Origin of the sequence: Erythrobacter donghaensis (genome assembly GCF_001557325.1) — a bacterium.
GTDB lineage: Bacteria > Pseudomonadota > Alphaproteobacteria > Sphingomonadales > Sphingomonadaceae > Erythrobacter > Erythrobacter donghaensis_B.
Genome location: NZ_LSJS01000036.1, coordinates 23,552 through 45,378, shown reverse-complemented (window position 1 = coordinate 45,378; position 21,827 = coordinate 23,552). Strand labels below are relative to the sequence as shown.

The window sequence follows — 21,827 nt, the reverse complement described above, 5'->3', positions numbered from 1 at the left end:
CTGCCGCCCTGCCCCGCCCGAACCGCGCCGGATCGCGAATTCCTCCAGCCGCACCGGCAGGCGGGACTCGAGGATTTCGGGGTCGGTCAGGCGCGAGTTGGTCATGTGGGTCTGCACCGCGCTCGTGCCCGGGTGGTCCGGCCCCGCTCCCGAGCCGCCGCAGATCGTCTCGTAATACTGGTGCCGCTCATTGCCGAAGGTGAAGTTGTTCATCGTCCCCTGACTTGGCGCGAGCCTGCCCGTGGCGGCGAAGAGCGCGTCGGTCACCACCTGGCTGGTCTCGACATTCCCGGCGACCACCGCCGCGCCGGGATGCGGGTTCAGCATCGAGCCCTCGGGCACGATCAGCGTCACGGGCCTCAGGCATCCGTCGTTCATCGGGATTGCATCGTCGATCAGCGTGCGAAGGACATAGAGCGCAGCGGCGCGGGTGATCGAGCGGGGGGCGTTGAAGTTGTCGGGCAATTGGTCGCTGGTGCCGGTGAAGTCGAACACCGCAGACCGACTCTCGCGGTCGATGCGGATCGCCAATCGCACCTCTGCGCCATTGTCCATCGGGTAGGCGAAGCTGCCATCCTCCAGCCCGCCGAGCAGCCGCCGAACGCTTTCCTCGGCATTTGCGAGGACGTGGTCCATGTAGGCGGCGAGCACGTGCGATCCATGCTCGCGCGCTGCCCCTGCCAGCAGCTCAGCCCCGCGGGTGCAGGCGGCAAGCTGGGCGCGCAGGTCGGAGAGGTTGCGGTCAGGATTGCGCGCCGGATACTCCGCCGCCGCCAGCACGTCACGCAGCGCAGTCTCCTGAAAGCGGCCTTCATCGACCATCAGCACATTGTCGATCAGCACACCCTCCTCGGCGATGGTGCGGCTTTCGGGAGGCATCGAGCCGGGTGCGATCCCGCCGATGTCGGCATGGTGGCCTCTCGCCGCGACGAAGGCATCTGGTTCCCCGCCCACCCCATCGCCTTCGCCCGAATAGAACACCGGCACGATCACCGTGATGTCAGGAAGGTGCGTGCCGCCACGATAGGGATCGTTGAGGACATAGGCGTCCCCGCGCCGGAAGCCGCGACCATCCCGCGCGCTTCCTCGGGCTTCGATCACCCGCGCGATGCTGTCCCCCATGCTCCCCAGATGCACCGGGATATGCGGCGCATTGGCGATCAGCGCACCCGCGTGGTCGAACAGCGCGCAGGAGAAATCGAGCCGCTCCTTGATGTTCACCGAGGTCGCGGTGGATTGCAGCACCACGCCCATTTCCTCGGCAATCGCCATGAAGAGGTTGTTGAAGATCTCGAGCCGCACGGGATCGACCGCCGTGCCCGCCGCGCGTTCCCGCTCGAGCGGTGCGGTGCGGGTCAGGATCAGGCTGCCCTCGTGCGCCAACCGCGCCTGCCAGCCCGGCTCGACCACGGTGGTCGAGCCCGGGTCGACGATCAGCAGCGGGCCCTGCACCGCATCGCCGGTGTGCAGCGCGGCGCGGGCCATGATCGGCCATCCGCCCGGCAGCAGGCCACCCGCGCTCGCCGGGGTCTCGGGCAGGCCGGAGCTGGCGGCAAGCCCGCCCGCTTCGCCCGAAGCCTCGACGCTCAGCGCCTCGACAATGATCGCGCCCTCGGCGTCGGAATAGCCGAAGCGCTGGCGATGGAGCGCGCGGAAGGCGGTGTCCATGCTCGCGGGGTCATCGCAGGGGATCGCCAGCAGGCTGTCGCTCCCGGCAAAGCGCAGGCGGGCGGTGGGGGCGAGGCGGATCGCATCCGCAGCAATGCCTTGCACCAACAGATCGCCACGCGCCTGTTCTTCCAGCGCGGCGAGTTCGCTCGCGAAACTCTCGCCCAAGGGCCGCATCAGACTAACCTCGCGGATCGCCTTCACCGGCGCGAGGCCGATCCCGTAGGCCGAGAGCATGCCCGCCAGCGGGTGTACCAGCACCGTCTCCATGCCAAGCGCATCGGCGACGCGGCAGGCGTGCTGCCCGCCCGCCCCGCCGAAACAGGCGAGCGCATAGGTCACCACGTCATGCCCGCGCGCAACCGAGATCTTGCGGATCGCCGCCGCCATGTTGTCGATGGCGATGGCGAGGAAGCCCTCGGCAATCGCTTCAAGGCTGCGGGGTTCGGGCAGCGCCGCAGCGACCTCCTCCAAGCGTGCGCGCGCAGCCTCGGGGTCGAGCGGCGCGTCGCCAGCGGGGCCGAAGACAGCGGGGAAGAAGGCGGGGTCGATCCGCCCGAGGAACAGGTTGCAGTCGGTCACCGTCAGCGGCCCGCCCCTGCGGTAGCAGGCGGGCCCCGGGTCGGCGCCCGCGCTCTGCGGCCCCACCCGAAAGCGCGCGCCGTCGAAGCGGCAGATCGAGCCGCCGCCTGCCGCGACGGTGTGAATCTGCATCATCGGCGCGGCGACCCGCACGCCCGCGACCACGCTGTCGCCGGTCAGTTCCACCTCGCCCGCGTAATGCGCGACATCGGTGCTGGTGCCGCCCATGTCGAAGCCGATCAGCCGCGGGTAGCCGAGCGGCGTTGAGGCCGCGACCATCCCCACCACGCCGCCCGCCGGGCCGGAGAGGATCGCGTCCTTCCCCCGGAACGCGCCGACTTCGGCAAGCCCGCCGTTCGATTGCATGAACCGCAGCGCCCCGGTGGCGGGCAGGCTCGCCGCGAGCCCGTCGGTGTAGCGCCGCAGCACGGGGGACAGGTAGGCGTCCACAACCGTCGTATCCCCGCGCGGGATAAGCCGGATCAGCGGGGCGACCTCGTGGCTGACGCTGACCTGCGCGAAGCCAGCCTCGCGCGCCAATTCCGCCAGCCGTGCTTCGTGCGCGCGGTGTTGCCAGCCGTGGATCAGCACGATAGCGAGTGCCTCGAAGCCTTCATCGCGCAGGCCCGCAAAGGCGACGCGCGCGGCATCTTCGTCGAGCGGGCGCAGCACCGTGCCATCCACCGCCACCCGCTCCTCGATCTCCACCACCTTGGCAGGCAGCTGCTCCGGCAGCACGATGTGGCGCGCGAAAATGTGGGGCCGCGCCTGCGTGCCGATCCTCAGCGCATCGGCAAAGCCGCGCGTGATCGCCAGCGCGAGCCGTTCGCCCTTCCTTTCGAGGAGGGCATTGGTGGCGACGGTGGTGCCGATCCTCAGTTCCGCGATCGGAGCGTCCCTGTCCTTTGCGCCATGCTCCGCCATCAATCGCCGCACCGCCTCGCTTGCGGCATCGGCATAGTGGCCGGGGTTCTCGGAGAGCAGCTTGGCGGTCACCAGCCGCCCCTCCGGTGTGGTGGCGACGACATCGGTGAAGGTCCCGCCGCGATCCACCGCGAAACGCCAGGCTGGAGGTTGGAGCGCACTCATGCCGCCCCCTGTGTTGACCAGCGGGCGCGACAAAGCAACCGCGCCGCCATTGCTGGTGCGCTGCGGCAACCCGCGTCAAGGCCTCGAACACGGCGAGCCTGGTCAGCGCGCTGTTGGCGCCGGCTGCTCTCCCCGCCCGGGGCAAGCGTCGGATGGTGCCACAAAGGGTCTGCTGCGAGCCGTGCTCGTCCCCGTGCCGCGCCCTGTCCCGGTACCACGTGTCATGCGCGCCGCGCGCCCGGGCCTTCGGTCGCCCGCGTGCCGTCCGATGCTTCGCCGCCCGCCGGATCGCTCGGGGAACCGCGCAGCAGGCGCAGCACCGCGACATCCGCGGTCACGTTGCCGAGGGTGCGGAACACGTCGGGTATGGTCTCGATCGCCAGCAGCAGGGGCAGCATCGTGACGGGCACGCCCATCGCGATGCAGACCGGGGCGATGACGGCAAAGAACGACACCTGTGCCGGCAACCCCACCGCGCCGACGCTGACCGCAGCGGCCACGACCGCGCCGACAAGCAGGGTGATCGCCCCGACCGGCACCCCGTGGACCTGCGCAAGGTAGACCGCCACGGCGACGTTGGCCGCAGCGCTGGCGGCCCGGAATAGCGAGACTGCGAGCGGAAGGACGATCCCTGCCCTGGCGCTGTCGACCTGCATGGCGGGCGCGGCAGACATCATCACCGGCAGCGCCGCGAGCGAGGACTGCGTGCTCATCGCCACGGTCTGCGCGGGGAGCGCCGCGCGCGCGAGGGAGACCAACCCCATGCGCCCCGCCACCGCGGCAAACAGGTGCATGGCAAGCGCCACCGCGAGGCACACCATGATGATCACGAGGACGTAGTGCAGCAGCACCCCGGCCGCGCCCGCGCCGAGCGTCACCCCGACCCCGAAAGCGAGCGCAAGCACGCCGACGGGGCCGATCCACAGCACCCAGCCGACGATCACCAGCATCACCTCGGCGATGGCCCGGAACACGCGGGCGAGCGGCGCGGCGAGTTCGCGGTCGATCCGGGTGAGCGCGAAGCCGAACAGCATCGCGAACAGGACCAGCGGCACCATCGCGGTCTCGGCCGCCGCGCTGACGATGTTGGCCGGGACAATGGCGTCGACCCAATCGCCGCCCTGCCCCGACACGGGCTCGCCGGAGGCCGCGACCGTGAGGCGCGTCGCGCCCTGCGGGATCGGCCAGGCATCGAGAAGCAGCAGGGCCACGACCCCGCCGATCAGCGATGCGGCCAAGAGCAGCACCGCGAACCATCCCAATGAGCGGCGCGCCACGGCATTGCCGCCGCGCTGTCCGGCATCGAACACCCCCGCGATCAGCAACGCCGTCACCAGCGGCACCACGGTCATGGTCAGCGCGTTGAGCCACAAGCGCCCGATCGGCCGCGCTGCCGCAAGCAGGTCGGCCTCGTAGCCGCTCCCGTTCGCGACCGCGCCTGCCATCAAGCCGGCGACCAGAGCAACCAGCAGGCGCGTGGCAGGGGTGTTGAAGGGGTGGTCCAGCGCTCCGGTCACGCGATGCGATCGATGCGCAGGCCCACGGCCGCGATCCGATCGACATCGGCATAGGCCGGGCTCGACAATTCGTCACCGAAGATGTCGGGATCGAGCAGGCGGTAATCGAGCGCGTACCCGGCCCCGGGCAGGTAATCGGCCAGCGCATCGCGCAGCACGTCGCGCCCGGCGACGATCGAGACGCCGGTGTGCATCACCAGCCGCCCGTGCGGGGCCAGCAGCCCGGCCCCGGCCAGCGCCCAGTCGAGCGACAGCTGCCCGCCGTAGAGATCGCCGCCGTCGCGATAGGCACGGCGCTCGGCGTCGATCATGAACGGCGGGTGCATGACCACGAGATCGAAGCTGCGTGCCAGGTCGCCGGGGTCGGACGCTTCGGCCAGGTCATGCTCCACCCCTGCGTGGCTCGCATTGGCATCGGCCAAGGCGAGCGCCTTGGGGTTGATGTCCGCAAGCGTCAGGAAAGCGCCCGGAAGACGGGTCGCGGCGGTGATCCCGCCGACGCCCGCGCCCGCGCCGTAATCGAGCACCCGGCAGGTGCCCGGAAGGCCGTCGATGTTGCGCAGGATGTAGTCGCCGAAGCGATGGCTGTCGGGCCCGAGGAACACCGCGTCCTGTTCGAGCGTGGGAAAGCGCGAATGGATGAAGAGGTTGCCGAACACCCGCGAGACCCTGATGCGCGCGGCGATCAGCCCGCCGGGCCTGCGTTCCAGCCAGCCCGCCGCATCCAGCGCGCGCAGCACCGCCTCGGGCAGGGCGTCTTCGTGACACGGCAGGCTCCAGCCGAGCAGATCGGCAAGATCGCGCCCGGTCCTGTCCTTGTCGCGCGCGATCACGCGGGTGTGGGAGGCAGGGGTCGGCGCGAGAAAATCGTATCCCAGCTCCTCCAGCGCGCGCAGCAATGCCGTTGCCGGAGCCTGTCCTGCCGCGCCCTGCCCGCCGGCCGGCGCGTGGTCCGTGTCCGGATCTGTGCTCATCGTGAAACTTCCTCCTTCCGGCGCGTCGATGCGCAGCGGACCGGCCGGAAGGGGTTGGCGCAGGCAAATGTTCCAGCCGCGCCGGACAATGCGATGCTTCACCCGAAACACCGGTCGAATGGACTTCGGCGGGCCCGGCGCGCGCCGCGCACACTTCGATGTCGAACCGAGGTTACGGCCGCGCAGCGCGCCCTCCGCGATCAGCCTGTTCCTGTTCTCTCCCCCTGACGGGGAAACGAAGGATCGATGATGAGCCGGCAGGATGATCTTCACACATTGTCGCCGGTCGGAGAGCCCGCGACCATGCGGGGGCTCGACCACGTGATCTATCGCGGCGCGCATTACTACAGCCATACGCCGATGGTGCGGGTCGTGCTCGATCTGGGCCATCTCGAAGCCTGGCCGACCACCCGGCTCGAGGGTTTTGCCGAGCGGCTGCTCGCCGCGCTCCCCGGCCTCCGGCGGCATCGCTGCAGCCGCGGCCGTCCGGGCGGTTTCGCCGAGCGGCTGCGCGAGGGCACCTGGCTCGGGCATGTCGCCGAACATGTCGCGCTGGAGCTGCAATGCGAAGTCGGCCACCGCGTCACGCGCGGCAAGACCCGCGCGGTCAAGGGGCGGACGGGCGTCTACAACGTGATGTTCGCCTGGCGCGACGAGGAGGTCGCCCTGGCCGCCGGGCGGATCGCGCTGGAGATCGTGGACGACCTGCTGCCCGAAGAGCTCTCCGGGGTGTGCGGCCTGGACCGCCTCGCGACGCTGGACGGCGAGTTCGAGCTCGCGCGGCGCCGTGCGCAGCTCGCCCGCCTCGCCGCGCGCCGCGCGCTCGGCCCCACCACGCAGGCGCTGGTCGACGAGGCCGAGCGGCGGCGCATTCCCGTGACGCGGCTCGGCCGGGGCAGCCTCATCCGGCTGGGCCAGGGCCGCTACCAGCAGCTGATCCGCGCCAGCATCACCGGCAAGACGCCGCTGCTCGCCGCCGAGGCGGCGGGCGACAAGGAATACACCAAGCAGCTGCTCGCCGCACAGGGCATCCCCGTCCCCGTCGGCGAGGTGGTGCGCGATGAGGAGGGAGCGACGCGCGCCGCCGCCCGGCTCGGCTTCCCGCTGGTGACCAAGCCGCGCGACGGCAACCATGGCCGGGGCATCACCACCGGCATTCTCGAACAGCGCCAGCTGCGCGCCGGCTTCCGCGCCGCCCTGCCCCAATCACGCGGCGGAGAGGTGATCGTCGAGCGGTTCTTCGTCGGCAATGATCACCGTATCCTGGTGGTCGACGGCAAGGTCGTCGCGGTCGCCGAGCGGCTCCCCGCCGCGGTCACGGGCGACGGCTGCTCGACCGTCGAGGAACTGGTCGGCGCGGTCAACCGCGATCCGCGCCGGGGCGTCGGGCACGAGAAGATGATGACCCGCATCGCGCTCGATGCGGCGGCGGACGACCTCCTGGCGAAGGCCGGCCTCACCCGCAGCAGCGTGCCGGCGCGCGGCGAGACCGTTGTCCTGTCGGCCACCGCCAACCTCTCGACCGGCGGCACCGCGATCGACCGCACCAACGAGGTTCACCCGGAAAATGCCGCGATCGCCGCGCGGGCGGCGATGATCCTGGGGCTCGAAGTTGCGGGGATCGATTTCATCGCCCCCGACATTGCCCGGCCGGTGCGCGAGACCAGCGGCGGGGTGATCGAGGTCAACGCCGCGCCGGGCTTCCGGATGCATCTCGATCCCTCGCAAGGCGCCTCGCGCGATGTCGCCCGGCCCGTCATCGAGATGCTTTTCCCGCGCGGCGCCCGGTCGCGCGTGCCGATCTTCGCGATCACCGGCACCAACGGCAAATCGACCACCGCGCGGATGCTGCGCCACATCTTCCGCTTCACCGGCAAGACCGTCGGCATGACATCGACGGCGGGGGCCTGGGCGGGCGATTCGCTGATCCTGCCGGGCGATGCGACCGGCCCGCGCAGCGCCCGCATGGTGCTGAACGACCCTTGCGTCGAGGTCGCGATCCTCGAAACCGCGCGCGGCGGCATCCTGCGCGAGGGGCTCGGCTATGGCAAGGCCGACGTCGGCGCGGTGCTCAACGTCACCTCCGATCACCTCGGGCTGAAGGGCATCGACACGCTGGAGGAACTTGCCGGGGTCAAGTCGCTGATCGTCGAGAGCGTGCGCCGCCGCGGCGCGTCGGTTCTCAATGCCGACGATCCCCTGACCCGCAAGATGGCGCGGCGCGCGCGGGGCAAACTCATCTGGTTCTCGCTGTGCGGCGGGGAGGGCGAGATGGCGCCATGGCTGCGCGCGCATGTCGAGGATGGGGGCACCGCGGTGGTGCGCGAGCCGGGGCCGGACGGAGGCATGATCGTGCTCCACCGCGAAGCCTTGCGCGAAGTGATCCTGCCGTCCGGCTCGATCCCGGCAACGCTGCACGGCATCGCGGTCTTCAACATCGCCAATGCGCTGGCGGCGGCAGCGATGGCGACGGCCCACGGCATCTCGCTGCCGACGATCCGCTCGGCGCTCGGCACCTTCCAGTCCGATTTCGAGAACAACCCGGGCCGCCTCAACGTGCACGACGCGCACGGCTTCCGGACCATCGTCGACTATGCCCACAATGTCGCCGGGCTGGAGGCGCTCGGCGAGGTCATCGAGGGGCTCAGGCACCGCTATCGACGCACCATCGGCGTCATCTCCGTGCCCGGCGACCGCCGCGACGAGGACGTGCTCGCGATGGCTGCGATTTCCGCCCGGTTGTTCGACGAGCTCGTGGTTCGCGAGGATCCCGTCACCCGCGGCCGCCCGCGCGGGGAACTGCTCGGCCTGCTCCAGCGCGGCGCGGAGGAAAGCGGGCTCCTGCGCGGGACGGTGCGGGCGGTTGCCGGGGAGCCCGAAGCCAATTCCATCGGCCTCGGCCTTGCCGGGCCGGGCGACCTGCTGGTGCTCACCCCCAGCGACGTCGCCGGCTGCTGGCGGCAGGTCACGCACTTCCGCCCTGCCACGGCCGAGGCGCTGGGAGCGGAAACGCCGGCCGTTCATGCGGGACAAGGCGCATGAGCGGGTGCGAGGCGGGCTGGACGATCCTGATCCACGGCGGCGCAAAGACCATCGCCCCCGAAGATGAACGCGCCAATCGCGAGGGCCTTGATGAAGCGGTGCGCGCAGGTGCCGGGGTGCTCCAGCAGGGGGGCACCGCGCTTGCAGCGGTCGAAGCGGCGATCCGGGTGATGGAAGAACGCCCCGTGTTCAACGCCGGGAGCGGCTCGGTCGCCAATCGGGACGGCGGGATCGAGTTGGACGCGGCGATCATGGACGGCGCGACGCTCGCGATCGGCGCGGTCGCCGCTTTGCCACTGGTGCGGCACCCGATCAGCGTCGCGCGCGAGGTGCTGGCCGAGCGCGAGATCCTGCTCGCGGGGCAAGGCGCGCTCGCCTTCGCGCGCGATTGCGGGGCGGAACTGCGCGACCCGGAGGAGCGCGGCCCGGTGCGGGTTGCCGCCAGCGCGGGATCGGCCTGCGACACGGTGGGCGCGCTGGCCCGCGACGGTCGCGGCAATTTCGCCGCCGCGACCTCGACCGGGGGGCTGGAAGGCACGCTCGCGGGCCGGGTGGGCGACAGCCCGTTGCCGGGCTGCGGCTTCTATGCCGACAACACGGCCGGCGCTGTGGCGCTGTCGGGCGACGGGGAGGACATCGCCCGCCTCGCGCTCGCCGCGCGCATCATCGACAAGCTGGGACGAATGGATGTGAAGGCTGCATTGGAATGCTCGCTTACCCGCATCGCCCAGCTGGGCGCCGAGGCGGGGGCCATCGCGCTCGACAAGCACGGCAATCCGGGCTTCGCGCACAATTCCCGGCATTTCGCCGTCGCCTCCCTGCACGAAGGAGAGACGGCGCCTGCGATCTGGCTGTCGCGCCACGAGGAGCAGGGCCGATGACCGAGGCGCAAGAAGCGCACGGCGCGGGGCCGCTGTTCATCATCGGCGGGCACGAGGACCGCGACCAGGAGGGACGCCGCCACATCCTTGCCGCCGTGGCCGAGCGGCTCGCGGGCGGCAAGCTGGTGATCGCGACCATCGCCAGCCCCTCGCGCACCGGCTATTTCGAGGACTATCGGGCGGCCTTCGCGGATCTGCACGAGGGCGAGCTGGTCGAACTCTATCTCGACCAGCGCAGCGAGGCGGACGCGCCGGCGACGCGCGACATCATGGAGGGCGCGCGGGGCATCTTCTTCACCGGCGGCAACCAGACACGCCTCACCACCATGGTCGCGGGGACGGCGGTGGAGGCGTGGCTGAAGCGGCTGCATCACGGCGGCGGGCTGATTGCCGGCACCTCTGCCGGGGCCTCGGCGATGAGCGCGACGATGCTCGTGTCCGGCGACAGCGTCGAAAGCGGCCGGCGCGGGGCGGTCGAGATGGCCCCGGGGCTCGGCCTCGTCGCGAACACGATCATCGACCAGCACTTCGCCCAGCGCGGGCGCATGGGGCGGCTGGTGGCGGCGCTGGCGGCGGCACCCGGATCGCTCGGGCTGGGGCTGGACGAGGACACCGCGGCAGTGGTCGAGAACGGACAGATCCGCGTCATGGGATCGGGCGCGGCCTATGTCCTTGATGCTGCCGAACTCAGCTATTCGGACGTGGCCGAGGTGCGCGCCGGGACACCGATCACCGTGCATGACATGCGCCTGCATGTGCTGGGTGCGGGTGCGGGCTTCGACCTTGTCGAACGCCAGCCGTTGGTTCCCCCCGAGCGGGAGACGGATCATCGCTGACACCGAGGCCCCGAAACTGCCGGCCAGCTTCACCGCCACCGCGCCCGGGCGCCCGCGCGTGGTGATCATTGGCGGCGGCTTTGCCGGGATTGCCTGTGCCAAGGCGCTCGCGCGGGCGCCGGTGGGTGTCACGCTGATCGACCGCAACAACTACCACCTGTTCCAGCCGCTGCTCTACCAGGTCGCGACCGCCGCGCTCTCGCCTGCCGACATCGCAGAGCCGATCCGCAAGATGCTGCGCCGCCAGCGCAATGCCGAGGTGCTGATGGCCGAGGTGACCGGCATCGACACCGCCGCACGCGCCGTGCTGACCGCGGATGGCGCGCGGATCGGTTATGACACCCTCGTGATCGCCACGGGATCGGTCTACAACTATTTCGGCCATGACGACTGGGAAGGGCACGCCCCCGGTCTCAAGACCATCGACAATGCCCGCGCGATCCGCACCCGGGTGCTCACCGGCTTCGAATGCGCCGAACGCGAGAGCGATCCGGCGCGCAGGCAGGCGTTGATGACCAGCGTGGTGATCGGCGGCGGGCCGACCGGCGTGGAGATGGCGGGCGCGATCGCCGAGCTCGCGCGCCACGCGCTCGCCCGCGATTTCCGCCACATCGACCCGCGCGCGGCCCGCGTGGTGCTCATCGAGGCAGGGCCGCGCATCCTCTCCGCCTTCCCAGCACCACTCTCGGCCTATGCCCTGAGGCGGCTCGAGGCGCTTGGCGTGGAGGTGCGCACCGGCGAAGCTGTCGAGGATGTCACCGCCGACGGGGTGCGGCTGCCGGGCGAATTCCTCGCGGCCAATGCGATGGTGTGGGGTGCGGGGATCCGCGCATCGCCCGCCGCGCAGTGGCTCGACGTCACGCCCGACCGCGCGGGACGCATTCCGGTCAGCGATCGGCTCGAGGTCGCCGGTCAGCGGCAGGTCTTCGCGATCGGAGACACGGTGGCCGCGCCCGGGGAAAACGGCGCCCCGCTCCCCGGTCTTGCGCAGGTCGCCAAGCAGCAGGGCGAGCATCTGGGGCGCGAACTGGCGCGGCAGGCCGCATGCGGCGACGCGGTCAGGCCCTTTGCATTCCGCAATCGCGGCAACACCGCGATCATCGGCCGCCATGCCGCGGTCTTCGATTTCGGCAGGCGCCAGATGAAGGGCTATCCTGCCTGGCTGCTGTGGGCTGCGGTCCACATCTACCTGCTGGTCGCCTTCGAGCAGCGCGTGCTGGTCAGCATCCAGTGGCTGTGGCGTTACGTCACCTTCCAGCGCGGCGCGCGGCTCATCACCGGCCCGGAAGGCGGCAGCGAGCAATCGGCGGGGCGCAGCGAACGGCAAGCGGTGCGGTCATGACCCACGACATCGTGATCGTCGGGGCCGGGCCTGCGGGCCTGAGCGCGGCGCTTTATGCGGCCCGCTTCCTGCGCAGGACGATCGTCCTCCATGACGCAACACCGCGCGCCGGCCAGATCCCGCTCACCCGCAACGTCCCCGGCCACGATGCCGGGATATCCGGCCGCGATTTGCTGGAGCGCATGAGCCGCCACGCATCGAAGTGCGGCGCGACCATCGTGGCGGCGAAGGTCACCGCAGCGCACCGCCACGAGGACGGCCTGTTCGAACTGGTCGGCGAAGACGGCACGACCTGGGTCGGCCGGGCGCTGATCCTCGCTACCGGAGTAGCGCAGAACCAGCCGCCGCTTCCCGAGGACGTCCACCAGGCCGCGGTCGACGCAGGCGTGCTGCGCTATTGCCCGATCTGCGACGGCTTCGAGCACCGGGGCGAGCGGATCGCGGTGCTCGGCTGCGACGCCTCGGGTGCGGCCGAGGCGCTGTTCCTCAAGGGCTATTCCAGGGACGTGACCCTGATCCCGCGCCGCGATGTCGAACTGGCAGCGCAGGAACGGCGCGACCTCGAGGAGGCCGGCGTTCACGTGCTGACCGATCCCGTCGCCCGCTTCGCGCCGACCGGGCGGCAGATGCTCCTCCACATGGAAGGCGGCGGCGCGCCGCTCGCCTTCGACGTGCTCTACCCGGCGCTCGGCTCGCGACCCCGCAACGAACTGGCGCGGATGCTGGGGCTCGATACCGGCGAGGCAGGCACCGCTCCCGAAACCGCTCCCTTCGGCACCGGCATTCCCGGCCTGTGGTGCGCGGGCGATCTGGTCGAGGGGCTCGATCAGATCAGCGTCGCGATGGGCCACGGCGCGGTGGCAGCCACGAAAGCGCACAACTGGCTGCGCGAGACCGACGGAGAGACGGCCGAGACGGTGCTTGGGGCCGAGGCGAGCACCGGGCGCGGCTGAACGCCCTGCGTGCTGCTAGCCTATGTCAGTGCCCCCGTGTCCGCCGCAGCGATGATGGCCGGATCAAGGGAGAACGATCATGGCACAGAAGGGGGCCGGGGGTAATCCCGGCGCGATCACGAAGAAAGGCGGCGACGGGGCAAGCGGCAGCACCGGCACCGGGCGCGGCGGCGGCAACAATGCGCGCGGCAAGTCCTCGGCGGGGCAGACCAAGGGCAACGACAAGCGCGCCGACGAGGATGCGGGCAAGGGCTCGGGCGAGCCATCCTGATGGCCCGGCACCCGGCCCGCAGGCCCCGCGCCGCGCTTGCAGGTGCAGGCAAGCTCCTCTTCCTCGGCATCGCCGGGGCTGCGGCCGCCGCGTGGTGGCGCAGCCGGAGCGGCGAGGCTGATCTCGACCGGCGCACCGCGCACCGGCTGCGCCCGCCCGGCGCCGGACGGGGCGCATGAGGATCCATCACCTCAATTGCGGCACCTGCTGCCCGCTCGGCGGGCGCCTGTTCGACGGCACCAGCGACAGCGCCTTCGGTCACATCGTGTGCCACTGCCTGCTGATCGAGACCGATGCCGGGCTCGTGCTGGTGGATACCGGCTTTGGAACCCGCGACGTCGAGCACCCCGGACGGCGGCTCTCGCCCTTCTTCCGCGCGCTCAACAACATCCAGCTGCGCCCCGAAGAGACCGCGTGCGCGCAGGTGCGTGCGCTGGGCTTCGATCCGGCGGAGGTGCGGCACATCATCGTCACCCACCTCGACTTCGACCACGCAGGTGGAATCGAGGACTTCCCTGTGGCCCGCGTCCACGTGACCGCCCACGAAAAGGAAGTGGCCGAGGCGGGCCGGGGCGGCGCATTCGTCGGCACCCGCCGCTACCGGCCGCAGCAATGGGACGAGGTCGGCGACTGGCGGCTCTACCCCCTCGGCGGCGGGGAAAGCTGGTTCGGCTTCGATGCCGTGCGCGACCTCGATGGCCTGCCGCCGGAGATTCTGATGGTGCCGCTGGCAGGGCACACCTGGGGCCATGCCGGCGTGGCGATCCGCCAGCGCGAAGGCTGGCTGCTCCATGCGGGCGATGCCTATTTCCATCGCGGCGAGGTCGGCGCCGCGCGCTACGAATGCCCGCCGCTGCTGCGCGGCTATCAGCGCATGATGGAGGTCGACCGCCGGGCCAGGCTGACCAATCAGGCGCGGCTGCGGCGGCTATCGCTCGAGCGGGCGGGCGAGACGCGCATCTTCTGCGCCCACGACCCGGTGGAGTTCGCCCTGCTCGCAGGGCAGGGCCCGGCGGGGGCGGATCGCTAGCACGTCACGCCCCAATCGGCACCCCGGTTGGGCGCGCGGGATGCGCAGCCATGGCGCGGGCCGCGCGACGGCGAAGGATCGGCAGACCTCATTCACGCGAATGACGCCCCAGCATCTGCCTTACCTCGCCCAGCTGCCAGACCAGCATTGCAGGCACATCGACGATGAGGTCGCGCGCGCGCTTGGCCAGCGACAGGGCCAGCGCCGCCTCTGCGGGCAGGCCGAACAGCGGACCGATCAGAACATAGGCGCCTTCCTGCAGCCCGATGCCTCCGGGCACCAGAAAGGCGGCGGTGCGGAGCGTGAAGATCAGGCTCTCGATCACCAGCACGTCCGCAAGGGGCACCTCGAAGCCGATGAAGGCGAGCGCGATCGCCGCCCCTGCCCCGCTGGCGACCCAGGCGAGGAGGTGGAGCAGGAAGCAGGCGATCAGTCGGCCGCGCCGGGCATAGATCTGATCGAGTTCGTCGCGCACCTCGACCACCGCTGCCGCCGAGCCGGGCAGGATCGCCCCGCCGATCCGCGCGGCGATGGTCAGCATCGGGCGCTGCGCGAAGGCGAAGGCAAGCATGATCGCGAGGCTTGCGCCAAGCCCGACCAGCGCGAGGCTGCGCAGGTCGGCGCCGTCCGATCGATCCTGCAAGACGAGCAGCAATCCCGCCGCCCCGTACAGGGTGAACACCAGTTGGGCGGCTAGCTCGGCCGTCTGATCGGCGATGATCGAGCCGTAGGCCCTGCGCTGGCTCACGCCCGATGCGACCAGCACCCGCAGGCCGACCACGATGCCGCCGAATTGCGAGAACGGCAGCACGTTGGTGGCCGCCTCGCGCATCGTGCGGGCCCAGGCGAATGCCGTCCACGCGGCCCCGGGCACCAGCACCTGCCACGCGATCCCCAGGATCAACAGGATCAGCAGCGTGTAGGCGGCGTAGAGCACAAAGCGCAGCGCGCCGATCCGGGCGAGGATGCCCAGCACTTCGCCGAGCCCGACCGAACCCAGCAGCACCAGAGTCGCAGCGAGCCCGGCAAACGTGATGGCGATGGCCGCTATCTTGAGCCAGTCGGCACGGGCCAGCGCGCGGCGCCCCACCTCAGGCGGCAAGCTTGCGGTCACGCAGGAAACGGAAGAACTCGACACCCTCGCGCAGCCGCCGCTTCATCATGTCGCCATCGGTCACCATTTCGCCGACAATGCCGGCGATCTTCGTGGGGCGCAGGTAGAACTTCTTGTAGAACATCTCGACCGCATCAAAGATTTCCGCGGCCGGCAGGTGATCATAGCTCAGTTGCGCGATCTGCGTGCCGTCGTCGTTGAGCAGTTCGCTGTCGGTGTCGAACCAGCCGTTCTCGCTCGCCTGTTTGTGCAGGAAGGTGCCCGGATAGGGCGCCGCGAGCGAGACCTGGATCGTGTGCGGGTTGACCTCCTTGGCGAAGGCCAGCGTCTCGAGGATCGTCTCGCGCGTTTCCCCCGGCAGGCCGAGGATGAAGGTGCCGTGCACCGTAACGCCCAATGCCCGGCAATCCTTGGCGAACTGCCGCGCGACTTCGACCCGCATGCCCTTCTTGATATTGTGCAGGATCTGCTGGTTGCCGCTCTCGAAGCCGACCAGCAGCAGGCGCAGCCCGTTGTCCTTCATGATCTTGAGCGTGCTGTAGGGCACGTTGGCCTTGGCGTTGCACGACCAGGTGACGCCGAGCTTGCCCAGCTCCACCGCCAGCGCCTCGACCCGGGGCAGGTTGTCGGTCAGGGTGTCGTCGTCGAAGAATATCTCCTTGGCCTGCGGGAAGGCCTGCATCACGTATTTCACTTCCTCGATCACATGACCGATCGAACGGACGCGGTAATTGTGCCCGCCCACGGTCTGCGGCCACAGGCAGAAGGTGCAGCGCGATTTGCAGCCGCGCCCGGTGTAAAAGCTGACATAGGGGTGGAGCAGGTAGCCGCCGAAATAGTTCTCCATCACCAGATCCCGCTTGTAGACCGGGGTGACGAAGGGCAGCAGGTCCATGTCGGTCACGATCGCACGGTCGCGGTTGTGGACGATCACGCCGTCACGGTTGCGATAGCTGATGCCGTCGATATCCGCCCAGCTGTGCCCGTCGGCGATGTCCTTGATCGTGAAATCGAATTCGTTGCGCGCGACGAAATCGATCGCTTCGGAGGCCTTGAGGCTGCCCTCGGCATCGACCGCCACTTTCGAGCCGATCATCCCGATCTTGAGCGCGGGGTTTTCCGCCTTGAGCAATTCGGCGGTGCGCACGTCCTGCCGGAAGGACGGCGTCGAGGTGTGGAGCACGACAAGGTCGCGCTGATGGACTTCGTGGCGGATGTCATCGAAGCTGAGGCCATGCGCGGGCGCGTCGATCAGCTTGCTGCCCTCGATCAGCGCGGCCGGCTGCGCCAGCCAGGTCGGATACCAGAAGGATTTGACCTCGCGTTTCATCTGGTAGCGCGACCCCGCGCCGCCGTCGAACCCGTCGAACGAGGGACCCTGGAGAAAGAGCGAACGCATCGTCATATCTGCCTTCCTTGCATCAGTCGGCCATCGGCCGTCACTTCGAAACGGTATCCGCGCCAATCGACCTTGCCGACGAAGAACGTCAGCAGCCACACCGCCAGCGACAGGCAGTCGCGCAGCGGCAGGAGCCAGAGCGGGCCCGAGACCACGGGCGCGAGCCGATCCAGCCGCAGCTTGATCGCGGATCTGACACCGAGCGCCGCGAGCAGCAGCAACCACGCCGCCATCGCCCCGCCCGATACCAGCACCGCAAGCAGCGCGATCGGGGTGACATGGGTGACGATGCTTCCGGCAAAGCCCGCCGGGTCGATGCCGTAGATCGTTCGCGTCCAGCGCAGTTCATGGCGCAGCAGCGCGGGAAAGCCTTGATCGCTGCAACCATGCCCCACGAAGGGCCCGCACAGTTCCACCCGCAAGCCGAGCCTCCGCACCGCCCGGCCGATCTCGTAATCGTCCGCCAGGACATCGGCGAAAGCGGAAAAGCCGCCGATCCGTGCAAGGGTTTCGCGGCGCAGCCCCATCATCGGCCCCAGAACCGGCTCTGCAAGGTGCAGACCCCGGCCGACCAGAACGGAGGGCATGAAGCGGTAGGTGATGTCCATCGCCGCAAGGCGCGACCAGAAGCCGGCCTTCGCGATTCCGGCATGAAGGCTGCTTCCCACCCCGACCGCAGGGTCCGCCACGCGCGCCGCGAGCGCCGACACCGCGCCGCGCGGCACGGTCACATCGCTGTCGATGATCATCACCACCGGGTGCCGGATGAGCGGCTCCATGTTGACGAGGTTCGACACCTTCTTGTTGGCCCCGTGGGCTTGCGGATTGATCACCACGCTGACGTCCAGCCCGGGGTAGCCGAGGCGCGCCTGCTCGATGGCGAGCAGCGCCGGGTCGTCCGCGTCGGCGGCGCCGAAGATGATCTGGACCGGCGCGCCATGACCGTGATCGAAAACGCTCCGGATGGCATCGACCAGACCCGGTTCGTCGCCGTGGAGCGGCCTCAGGATCGTCACCGCGGCAGGCGCGGCCGGGATACCCGGCAGCGCCGGGTCAGCGGTGCGGCTGACGAAGAACAGGGCGACGAAGGCGAAGCCGAGACCCGCCGCACAGAGCACGATCAGCGAAATCACGAAATACGGGGCCAAGCTTCTGATCCATTGCTCGCTTGAGGGCACATTTGTCAGCACCTACCCGGTGTCGGAGCGGAAATATTTCCAAGTAACCGCCCCGAGTGACCTCGATGTCGGACTTTGGAACCGGGAGCAGACACCGGCCCGTCATGGGGATCGCATCCAACAGTGCGCCGGGCCCGGTCCTCGTCACCGGTGCGTCCGGTTTCGTCGGTTCAGCCGTGGCACGGGCGCTGATCGCGCGCGGAGAGCAGGTGCGCCTGATCGTCCGGCCCAGCAGCCCGCGCACCAATATCGAGGGCCTCGGGGCCGAAGTGGTGGTGGGCGACCTCACCGATCCGGCGGCGGTGCGGGCGGCGATGGCGGGGGTGCGCGGGCTCTACCATGTCGCCGCCGACTACCGCATCTGGGCGCCCGATCCGGCTGAGATCATTGCCAATAATGTCGCGACCACCCGCACCGTGATGGAGGCTGCGCTGGCGGCAGGCGTTCCGCGCATCGTCTACACCAGCAGCGTGGCGACGCTCAAACCCTCGCACAATGCAACCCCGGTGGACGAAGCCGCCGCGGCGACCCCCGAACAGGCGGTCGGGGCCTACAAGCGATCCAAGGTCGAGGCCGAGCGGCTGGTCGAGGCGATGGTGGCCGAACGCGGCCTGCCCGCGGTGATCGTCAACCCCTCGACCCCCATCGGCCCGCGCGACGTGCGCCCGACGCCGACCGGGCGAATCATCGTCGAGGCCGCATCTGGGCGGATCCCGGCCTTCGTCGACAGCGGTCTCAACCTCGTTCATGTCGACGATGTCGCGGCCGGGCACCTTGCTGCCTTCGATCAGGGGGTGGTGGGGGAGCGCTACATCCTCGGCGGTCAGGATGTGAGCCTCAAGCAGATGCTGGCGGTGATCGCGCAGCAGGTCGGCCGCCGCGCTCCCCGGATCGCGCTGCCCCGTGCGCCGCTGTTCCCGCTGGCGCTGGTGAGCGAGGGGGTGGCGCAGATCACCCGGCGCGAGCCGATGCTGACCCGCGATTCGCTCAGGATGGCGCGGCACAGCATGTTCTTCTCCTCCGCCAGGGCCGAACGCGCCTTGGGCTACCGCGCGCGCCCGTTCGAGGAGGCGATCGGCGATGCGATCGCCTGGTTCCGCGCGGCCGGGATGGTCGCGTGATGATCGTGCTGGCCGCCCTTGTCGTGGTGATCTGGCTCGCCATGCTGGGCTTGCGCGACGGTTTCTGGCGCGCCGATGTCACCGACAGAAGCGTGCCTGCGCTGCCCCGGGTGCTCCCGAGCGTTGTCGCCATCGTTCCGGCGCGCGACGAGGCGGCGGTGATTGCCCCGGTGATCGCCAGCCTCGCCGCGCAGGATTATCGGGGCGACTTCAGGATCATCCTGGTCGACGATTCGAGCAGCGACGGCACCGCCGCCATCGCGCGCGCCGCGGCTGCGGATTCGCGCCGACTGACCATCATGTCGGCCACGCCGCTCGCATCGGGCTGGACCGGCAAGCTCGCCGCGGTGTCACAGGGCATCGCTAAAGCCAGTGGCGGCATCGCTCCCCCCGACTACCTGTGGCTGACCGATGCCGACATCACCCACGCGCCGGACACGCTGTCGAGCCTTGTCGCGCGCGCCTCGGCGGGCGGCCACGTACTGGTATCGCTGATGGCGCGGCTGCGCTGCGAGAGCCTTGCCGAGCGGATGCTGATCCCCGCCTTCGTGTTCTTCTTCCAGCTGCTCTATCCCTTCGCCGCCATCAACGACCCGCGCCGGACGACCGCCGGGGCGGCGGGCGGGTGCATGCTGGTCAGGCGCGAGGCGCTGGAGGCGGCCGGAGGGATCGCCGCGATCCGCACCGCGCTGATCGACGATTGCGCGATGGGGGCGCTGATGAAGCGGCAGGGGCCGATCTGGCTCGGCCTGACAGACCGCTCGCTCAGCATCCGGCCCTATCCGCATTTTGCCGATGTGGGCGCGATGATATCGCGCTCGGCCTATGCGCAGCTCGGGTATCAGCCGCTGCTGCTGGCGGGCACGGTGGTGGGGATGGCGCTGGTCTATCTGGCGCCGCCGGTGCTCGCTCTGGCGGGCGAGGGCACGGCGCGCTGGCTGGGGCTTGCGGCATGGCTGCTGATGGCGCTCGCCTTCTGGCCGATCAGCCGCTTCTACCGGCAATCCCCGCTGTGGGGCCTCGCGCTGCCACTGATCGCCGCCTTCTATTCGGGTGCGACCATCTGGTCGGCGTGGCAGCACTGGCGCGGACGAGGGGGGCTGTGGAAGGGCCGCGCGCAGGCGGCGCTGCAATGAGCCACGCCGACAGCCTGACGCTGGCCTCGGGAAAGGGCCACCGCGACGAGAACTTCCCGGTCGCCTCCTTCGTGCTGCGCCGCGATCTGCGCGCGCCGGTGATGGCCTTCTACCGCTTCGCCCGCGCCGCCGACGACGTTGCTGACGATCCTGCCAGCGCGCCGGAGGAGAAGCTTCACCTGCTGGCACAGATGCGCGCCACGCTCGACGGCCGCAGCGATGCCGACGGCCCCGCCCGGGCGCTGCGTCTCGCGCTCGCGAACCGGCCGGTCCCGCTCACCCATGCCCATGACCTGCTGACCGCCTTCGAACGCGACGTCACCAAGCTGCGCACGGCGGACTGGGACGACCTGATGGATTACTGCCGCTATTCGGCAATGCCGGTCGGGCGGTTCATGTTGGACCTGCACGAAGAGGATCGCGCGCTGTGGCCCCTGTCCGATGCCCTGTGCGCGGCGCTGCAGATCATCAACCACCTTCAGGACTGCGCCAAGGACCGGCGCCATCTCGACCGGGTCTACCTCCCGCTCGACAGCCTGGTGCGCCACGGCACCTCGGTCGAGGCGCTCGATGCCCCCGCAGCCAGCCCCGGACTGCGCGCGGTTATCGCTGACCTTAGAAAAGACGCGGAGCAGTTGCTGGACAAGGCTGCGTCGTTCCCGGCCGCGATTCGCGACCGGCGACTTGGGATGGAAGTGGCCATGATCGATGCTCTGGCGCGCAAGCTGCTCGACCTGTTGCAGCGGCGCGATCCGTTGTCGCAGAACGTGCATCTCGGCAAGCTCGCAGCCGCCCGGATCGGGTTCGGGGCCGCGCTCCGCCGGCTGGTGTGGGCGCGATGAACATCGCCGCCCCGCACACGCTCACCCCGGCCGGACAAGCCGCCGGAAGCAGCTTCTATGCCGGAATGCGCGTCCTGCCCCGCCCGCGCCGCGAAGCCATGTACGCCATCTACGCCTTCTGCCGCGCGGTCGACGACATTGCCGACGATCAGGACGGTGACCGCGCAGGACGCGCCCGTGCGCTCGAAAGCTGGCGCGCCGACATCGACGCGCTCTACGCAGGCAGGCCCGCCGGGCAGGCCGAACTGCTGCGCGAGGCGGTCGCGCATTTCGCGCTCGAGCAGGTCGATCTGCACGCGGTGATCGACGGCATGGCGATGGACGTGGCCGAGGATATCCGCTGGCCCGACAGGGCGACGCTTGATCTCTATTGCGACCGGGTCGCCTCGGCGGTCGGCCGCCTCTCGGTCAAGGCCTTCGGCATGGACAAGGAGCCGGGCAAGGCGCTGGCGCATCACCTTGGCCGCGCGCTGCAACTGACCAACATCCTGCGCGACATCGACGAGGACGCGGCGATCGGCCGGGTCTATCTCCCGCGAGAGGCGCTGGCCGCTGCCGGGATCGCGCCCGAAACGCCTGCGCAGGTCGCCGGCCATGCGCGCATCGACACCGCGGCCCGCATCCTCGCTGCCGACGCGCACCGCCATTTCGACGCCGCCCGCGCGCTCCTGTCGGGGCGGCTCAAGGGGCACCTGATCGCGCCGCGGCTGATGGAGGTCGCCTATGCCCGGCTGCTGCGGCAGATGGAGCGCGACGGCTGGACCGCGCCGCGCACCCGCCCGCGCACCAACAAGCTGCGGCTGATCCTCTCGGTCGTCTGGCTGAGCCTGTTCCATTGATTGCGCGCAGGCA

The 21,827-nt window shown here is 70.1% G+C and carries 18 protein-coding genes; 12 read left to right on the top strand and 6 right to left on the bottom strand.

Annotation, left to right across the window (positions count from 1 at the left end; translation table 11 throughout):
- The 3 genes from AX692_RS00895 to AX692_RS19415 all read right to left on the bottom strand — a co-directional run.
- Positions 1-3,339 (bottom strand): hydantoinase B/oxoprolinase family protein (locus AX692_RS00895; RefSeq protein WP_073977530.1); only part of this gene is annotated, 3,339 nt, incomplete at its 3' end.
- A gap of 221 nt (positions 3,340-3,560) precedes the next feature.
- Positions 3,561-4,856 carry a dicarboxylate/amino acid:cation symporter gene (locus AX692_RS00890; RefSeq protein WP_073975531.1) on the bottom strand — a complete coding sequence of 432 codons (1,296 nt, stop codon included), beginning with the start codon at positions 4,854-4,856 and terminating at the stop codon, positions 3,561-3,563.
- Complete coding sequence (locus tag AX692_RS19415; RefSeq protein ID WP_073978019.1) at positions 4,853-5,830, bottom strand: methyltransferase; 978 nt, start codon at positions 5,828-5,830, stop codon at positions 4,853-4,855. The genes AX692_RS00890 and AX692_RS19415 overlap by 4 nt, the downstream gene beginning before the upstream one ends.
- 246 nt (positions 5,831-6,076) lie before the next feature.
- Between AX692_RS19415 and cphA the strand changes: the two genes are divergently transcribed.
- The 8 genes from cphA (at position 6,077) to AX692_RS00845 (ending at position 14,185) form a co-directional block, all read left to right on the top strand.
- Positions 6,077-8,872, top strand: a complete 2,796-nt coding sequence (gene cphA / locus AX692_RS00880) for a cyanophycin synthetase (protein ID WP_196491745.1) — start codon at positions 6,077-6,079, stop codon at positions 8,870-8,872.
- Positions 8,869-9,753, top strand: a complete 885-nt coding sequence (locus tag AX692_RS00875; RefSeq protein ID WP_073975363.1) for an isoaspartyl peptidase/L-asparaginase family protein — start codon at positions 8,869-8,871, stop codon at positions 9,751-9,753. Before cphA ends, AX692_RS00875 begins: the two co-directional genes overlap by 4 nt.
- Entirely contained in the window at positions 9,750-10,589 is an 840-nt protein-coding gene (locus AX692_RS00870) for a cyanophycinase (RefSeq protein WP_073975362.1), read from the top strand. Before AX692_RS00875 ends, AX692_RS00870 begins: the two co-directional genes overlap by 4 nt.
- Positions 10,590-10,647: 58 nt before the next feature.
- Positions 10,648-11,931: an NAD(P)/FAD-dependent oxidoreductase gene (locus tag AX692_RS00865; RefSeq protein ID WP_230959635.1), complete on the top strand. Its 1,284-nt coding sequence runs from the start codon at positions 10,648-10,650 to the stop codon at positions 11,929-11,931.
- Positions 11,928-12,884 (top strand): NAD(P)/FAD-dependent oxidoreductase, encoded by a 957-nt coding sequence (locus tag AX692_RS00860; protein ID WP_073975361.1) that lies wholly within the window; start codon positions 11,928-11,930, stop codon positions 12,882-12,884. Before AX692_RS00865 ends, AX692_RS00860 begins: the two co-directional genes overlap by 4 nt.
- 79 nt (positions 12,885-12,963) lie before the next feature.
- Complete coding sequence (locus AX692_RS00855) at positions 12,964-13,155, top strand: hypothetical protein (protein ID WP_073975360.1); 192 nt, start codon at positions 12,964-12,966, stop codon at positions 13,153-13,155.
- Positions 13,155-13,334, top strand: a complete 180-nt coding sequence (locus AX692_RS00850; RefSeq protein ID WP_073975359.1) for a hypothetical protein — start codon at positions 13,155-13,157, stop codon at positions 13,332-13,334. The genes AX692_RS00855 and AX692_RS00850 overlap by 1 nt, the downstream gene beginning before the upstream one ends.
- The gene (locus tag AX692_RS00845; protein ID WP_073977080.1) at positions 13,331-14,185 is read left to right on the top strand and encodes an MBL fold metallo-hydrolase; all 855 of its coding nucleotides are present in this window, start codon (positions 13,331-13,333) and stop codon (positions 14,183-14,185) included. Before AX692_RS00850 ends, AX692_RS00845 begins: the two co-directional genes overlap by 4 nt.
- 88 nt (positions 14,186-14,273) lie before the next feature.
- Here AX692_RS00845 and AX692_RS00840 read toward each other — a convergent pair whose 3' ends face one another.
- The 3 genes from AX692_RS00840 to hpnI are packed head-to-tail and all read right to left on the bottom strand — an operon-like array spanning position 14,274 to position 17,846.
- Positions 14,274-15,299 carry a lysylphosphatidylglycerol synthase domain-containing protein gene (locus AX692_RS00840; protein ID WP_230959926.1) on the bottom strand — a complete coding sequence of 342 codons (1,026 nt, stop codon included), beginning with the start codon at positions 15,297-15,299 and terminating at the stop codon, positions 14,274-14,276.
- The gene (gene hpnJ, locus AX692_RS00835; protein WP_196490126.1) at positions 15,277-16,704 is read right to left on the bottom strand and encodes a hopanoid biosynthesis associated radical SAM protein HpnJ; all 1,428 of its coding nucleotides are present in this window, start codon (positions 16,702-16,704) and stop codon (positions 15,277-15,279) included. The genes AX692_RS00840 and hpnJ overlap by 23 nt, the downstream gene beginning before the upstream one ends.
- Positions 16,701-17,846, bottom strand: coding sequence for a bacteriohopanetetrol glucosamine biosynthesis glycosyltransferase HpnI (gene hpnI / locus AX692_RS00830; RefSeq protein WP_196490125.1), 1,146 nt, complete (start codon positions 17,844-17,846; stop codon positions 16,701-16,703). The genes hpnJ and hpnI overlap by 4 nt, the downstream gene beginning before the upstream one ends.
- Positions 17,847-17,980: 134 nt before the next feature.
- On the opposite strand from hpnI, the gene hpnA reads away from it, so the two are divergent.
- The 4 genes from hpnA to hpnD are packed head-to-tail and all read left to right on the top strand — an operon-like array spanning position 17,981 to position 21,814.
- Positions 17,981-18,997 carry a hopanoid-associated sugar epimerase gene (gene hpnA / locus AX692_RS00825; protein ID WP_073977528.1) on the top strand — a complete coding sequence of 339 codons (1,017 nt, stop codon included), beginning with the start codon at positions 17,981-17,983 and terminating at the stop codon, positions 18,995-18,997.
- Entirely contained in the window at positions 18,997-20,133 is a 1,137-nt protein-coding gene (locus AX692_RS00820; RefSeq protein ID WP_073975645.1) for a glycosyltransferase, read from the top strand. Before hpnA ends, AX692_RS00820 begins: the two co-directional genes overlap by 1 nt.
- Positions 20,130-20,975: a squalene synthase HpnC gene (gene hpnC / locus AX692_RS00815; protein ID WP_073975649.1), complete on the top strand. Its 846-nt coding sequence runs from the start codon at positions 20,130-20,132 to the stop codon at positions 20,973-20,975. The genes AX692_RS00820 and hpnC overlap by 4 nt, the downstream gene beginning before the upstream one ends.
- A complete protein-coding gene (gene hpnD / locus AX692_RS00810; RefSeq protein WP_073975648.1) occupies positions 20,972-21,814 on the top strand; it encodes a presqualene diphosphate synthase HpnD in 843 nt (280 codons plus the stop codon). The genes hpnC and hpnD overlap by 4 nt, the downstream gene beginning before the upstream one ends.
- Positions 21,815-21,827: the final 13 nt, after the last annotated feature.

What these genes read in the sequence shown, in the direction of transcription:
- AX692_RS19415 (WP_073978019.1), bottom strand. Translation starts at nt 5,830, where the DNA reads ATGAGCACAGATCCGGACACGGACCACGCGCCGGCCGGCGGGCAGGGC.
- cphA (WP_196491745.1), top strand. Translation starts at nt 6,077, where the DNA reads ATGATGAGCCGGCAGGATGATCTTCACACATTGTCGCCGGTCGGAGAG.
- AX692_RS00875 (WP_073975363.1), top strand. Translation starts at nt 8,869, where the DNA reads ATGAGCGGGTGCGAGGCGGGCTGGACGATCCTGATCCACGGCGGCGCA.
- AX692_RS00870 (WP_073975362.1), top strand. Translation starts at nt 9,750, where the DNA reads ATGACCGAGGCGCAAGAAGCGCACGGCGCGGGGCCGCTGTTCATCATC.
- AX692_RS00860 (WP_073975361.1), top strand. Translation starts at nt 11,928, where the DNA reads ATGACCCACGACATCGTGATCGTCGGGGCCGGGCCTGCGGGCCTGAGC.
- AX692_RS00855 (WP_073975360.1), top strand. Translation starts at nt 12,964, where the DNA reads ATGGCACAGAAGGGGGCCGGGGGTAATCCCGGCGCGATCACGAAGAAA.
- AX692_RS00850 (WP_073975359.1), top strand. Translation starts at nt 13,155, where the DNA reads ATGGCCCGGCACCCGGCCCGCAGGCCCCGCGCCGCGCTTGCAGGTGCA.
- AX692_RS00845 (WP_073977080.1), top strand. Translation starts at nt 13,331, where the DNA reads ATGAGGATCCATCACCTCAATTGCGGCACCTGCTGCCCGCTCGGCGGG.
- hpnJ (WP_196490126.1), bottom strand. Translation starts at nt 16,704, where the DNA reads ATGACGATGCGTTCGCTCTTTCTCCAGGGTCCCTCGTTCGACGGGTTC.
- hpnA (WP_073977528.1), top strand. Translation starts at nt 17,981, where the DNA reads ATGGGGATCGCATCCAACAGTGCGCCGGGCCCGGTCCTCGTCACCGGT.
- AX692_RS00820 (WP_073975645.1), top strand. Translation starts at nt 18,997, where the DNA reads ATGATCGTGCTGGCCGCCCTTGTCGTGGTGATCTGGCTCGCCATGCTG.
- hpnC (WP_073975649.1), top strand. Translation starts at nt 20,130, where the DNA reads ATGAGCCACGCCGACAGCCTGACGCTGGCCTCGGGAAAGGGCCACCGC.
- hpnD (WP_073975648.1), top strand. Translation starts at nt 20,972, where the DNA reads ATGAACATCGCCGCCCCGCACACGCTCACCCCGGCCGGACAAGCCGCC.